Annotated in this window: 2 protein-coding genes and 1 rRNA gene; 2 read left to right on the plus strand and 1 reads right to left on the minus strand. The window is 35.4% G+C overall.

Going from position 1 to position 1,934, the window contains the following annotated elements:
* Together rrf and folD are read left to right on the plus strand one after the other, a co-directional pair.
* Positions 1-108: ribosomal RNA gene (gene rrf, locus H4J50_RS18815) — 5S ribosomal RNA — on the plus strand; the annotation flags it as partial.
* 433 nt (positions 109-541) lie between these two features.
* Positions 542-1,405: a bifunctional methylenetetrahydrofolate dehydrogenase/methenyltetrahydrofolate cyclohydrolase FolD gene (gene folD, locus H4J50_RS18820; protein ID WP_182257684.1), complete on the plus strand. Its 864-nt coding sequence runs from the start codon at positions 542-544 to the stop codon at positions 1,403-1,405.
* Between the two features lie 110 nt (positions 1,406-1,515).
* Here the strand turns inward: folD and H4J50_RS18825 are convergent.
* The coding region (locus H4J50_RS18825) for a GNAT family N-acetyltransferase (protein WP_182257685.1) at positions 1,516-1,934 on the minus strand (419 nt) is incomplete at its 5' end.

Here is a 1,934-nt window from a genome sequence, read left to right on the forward strand (position 1 = left end):
ACAATAGCGACATGGCCCCACCTGATCCCATTCCGAACTCAGAAGTGAAACGTGTTAGCGCCGATGGTAGTGTGGGAGTTCCCATGTGAGAGTAGGACATTGCTAGGCTTCTATTTAGAAGAGCCCGTAACGAAAGTGACGGGCTTTTTGCTGTCTGGAATTTATAAACTAAAACTCGTGCATGAAACGTGTTAGCTACGGTGGTAAAGACCGTGTGGGTGTTCATCTCTTTATGTGAGAGTAGGACATTGCTAGGCTTCTATTAAGAGAAACCCGTTACTGATGTAACGGGTTTTTTGCTTTCTGTCGTTTAAAAAATACAAATGGTGGTTAAAAATAAAATAACTATAGTGTGACATGACCACTTTTATTCACTCGACTACGTCTCCTACGTTGTTCTACTATTCTATATCTTATTAATCTTTAAATTTTTATCTAAGTGCTTTTAATTCAAAGTTATTTTACATAGGATAAGCTATTAATCAGCGTTTTATTTTAGCGCAGTTGCCTCCCTTATTTTTGATGGAAAATGTGAATCATAATGAATATAGATGGAAAGTTAATAGCGAAACAATTAAGAGAAAAATTAACTGTTGAAGTTGCCGAGTTAAAAACGAAACACGGTGTACAACCCTCATTGACTGTCATTATCGTTGGGGACGATCCCGCTAGCCATATTTACGTTAAGAATAAAGTTAAACAAACGCAAGAGGTTGGTATGATCTCTAACGAGATATTATTACCTGCTAATACCACTGAGCAATATTTATTGCAGCAATTAGAACAACTTAATAATGATACTAGTGTGCATGGTATTCTCGTTCAATTACCTTTACCAAAGCATCTAAATGAAAGTGCTGTTATTTCCGCTATTAACCCAGATAAAGATGTTGATGGCTTTCATGCGGTTAACTCAGGTAGATTATTTAATGGTGAAAGTAATGCACTCGTTCCATGTACGCCTCAAGGTTGTGTTTTACTAGCTAAACATCATATAGGTGAAGACTTAACTGGTTTACATGCTGTCATTATTGGTCGTTCTAATATTGTTGGTAAACCTGTCGCTATGTTATTTTTGCAAGAAAACTGTACGATTACGATTGCTCATTCAAAAACAAAAAATTTAGATGAAGTGTGTAAGCAAGCAGATATTTTAGTAGCTGCTGTTGGTATTGCTCAATTTGTTAAAGCTGATTGGGTGAAAAAGGGAGCTACGGTAATTGATGTAGGCATTAACCGCATTAAAACGGAAGATGGTAAAACCAGATTAGTTGGTGACGTTGACTTCGATAATGTCGTTACTAAGTGTGGGGCAATTACACCAGTTCCAGGCGGTGTAGGACCGATGACCATCGCTTGTTTATTAAAAAACACACTGGTAGCGACTAAACGCTATCTTACATAATTTTATAAATACCTATGGTTAACATTATCTCTAGAACTCAATGATATTTTTATAATTTATAGTAACTAACTAGCAAAGTGACAATCATTATAAATAGAAGCGTAAGTGGGTTATTTGTGGCTAGAGAAACCAGTATCTTTACTATATAAATAACAGTGAAGGTTTGGTTGTTTGCTTTGATAACGGTTAAGTCGTTGCTTGAGCTCTTGCGGTAGTGTTTCTATTTCGTCATTAGAATTATAAGTAACAAAGAGATTCTTGTTATAAAGCCCTTGTAATGCAACATCAGCGAAACAGATTATCTTTTTGAATTTAGATCCTAGATGTTCACTATTTATAATTGCTTGTAAAATCACACTCGCTATTTTTTTACCACGCATTACTTTATCAATAACTAAGCCATGTAATAACCAATAATCACCACATACTTGACCTGCAGATAATATAACGCTGGCTACAATTTTGTTATTAAGTTTAACTATGTAGCAATGATCTTTGCCAATAAATCTAGCAGAGTATTGTTGTGATT

It is taken from the genome of Colwellia sp. 6M3, assembly GCF_014077595.1.
Lineage (GTDB): Bacteria > Pseudomonadota > Gammaproteobacteria > Enterobacterales > Alteromonadaceae > Cognaticolwellia.